Source organism: Serratia sp. 506_PEND (genome assembly GCF_001076875.1).
In the GTDB taxonomy this organism is placed as follows: Bacteria; Pseudomonadota; Gammaproteobacteria; order Enterobacterales; family Enterobacteriaceae; genus Serratia; species Serratia marcescens.
In genome coordinates, this window is record NZ_JVEL01000459.1 from 1 (window position 1) to 951 (window position 951).

The following is a 951-nucleotide window of genomic DNA, read 5'->3' on the forward strand; positions in this document are numbered from 1 at the left end:
TGATGGCGTCAGCTTCAATGTTCAGGCTAACTTTCATTGCCCGGACTCCAGTGAATATTGCCCGGTAGTGATATCGGTGATGGCTCTGTAACCGCTACGTTTCATCAGCCCGGTGGCACGATGGGCGCGAAGTATATCGATACTGCTGATAAGTGGCGATTGTGTTTCTGCGCTGAAGCCACGACGGTCAGTACGCACCAGGTCATATTTCTCCACGATAAAATTCACCGCGTCACACAGTGAAATACCGGCGTCAATGTGTTCCTGGATCACACCGTCATTGCCAAACGGCGTGTCGTTCTGCGTCATGCCGTAGTGCTGGTCCAGCAGGTACGTCAGTAGCGTCTGCCAGATTTCAACAGGGGACGGGCGTGACGAAGCCGCCACCGCCTGGGAAGCTGATTGTGTTTTCATGGTGTGATCTCTTTGTGGATGGGTTTTTACGACGTTGGGGTTATTCGGCTGTTGCAGTTGTTGGGTAAATTGCGAGGTATAGGTAACCGCAGCTTGCCAGGCAGTCCGCTTCGCAGGTCAGCCCTTTCGCATACAGGATGATGGAGTGCTGACGCCGGGGATTGAGTTCACCGGAAAGCAACATGAGCTCCAGTTGCTTCAGCAGTACCGGAAAGGCCTGGTCAATATGAAGCCGTTCTGCGTCGCTGAAGGTGCCGGTGATACTGGCGCGATCGGCCAGGTAATGCAGCCGGTTGCCCTCCTGCACCAGGCGAGCGCCAAAACACGGTGTGACATCGCGCCGCAGTCCCCACCATGGCTCAGAGATAGCGTGGTGTGTAGTGTGGTTTTCTTTCTGCATTTAAGTTCCTTAAACGTAAGTTAATTCAGGGTAACGCTGCGCAGGATCACATAAGGGCCGTTGCGGTCCTGACGGCGTTCAGCGAAGACCCCGAGCACACCGTTGATATCCTGGACTTTTCGACCGTAGTAGTGGCA

Annotated in this window: 3 protein-coding genes; all 3 read right to left on the reverse strand. The window is 54.3% G+C overall.

The window, feature by feature from the left end; genetic code table 11:
- Positions 1 to 33 precede the first annotated feature (33 nt).
- Positions 34 to 414: a TA system toxin CbtA family protein gene (locus ADK28_RS18445; RefSeq protein WP_048796330.1), complete on the reverse strand. Its 381-nt coding sequence runs from the start codon at positions 412 to 414 to the stop codon at positions 34 to 36.
- Positions 415 to 454: 40 nt separating this feature from the next.
- Entirely contained in the window at positions 455 to 814 is a 360-nt protein-coding gene (locus ADK28_RS18450; RefSeq protein ID WP_048796331.1) for a type IV toxin-antitoxin system YeeU family antitoxin, read from the reverse strand.
- A 20-nt stretch (positions 815 to 834) separates the two neighbouring features.
- Positions 835 to 951, reverse strand: a 117-nt coding sequence (locus ADK28_RS30315; protein ID WP_152929726.1) for a DUF987 family protein, incomplete at its 5' end; no start/stop codon positions are given.

Bases quoted from the DNA above. Each gene is read 5' to 3' on its own strand.
- ADK28_RS18450 (WP_048796331.1), bottom strand. From the start codon at position 814: ATGCAGAAAGAAAACCACACTACACACCACGCTATCTCTGAGCCATGG.
- ADK28_RS18445 (WP_048796330.1), bottom strand. From the start codon at position 414: ATGAAAACACAATCAGCTTCCCAGGCGGTGGCGGCTTCGTCACGCCCG.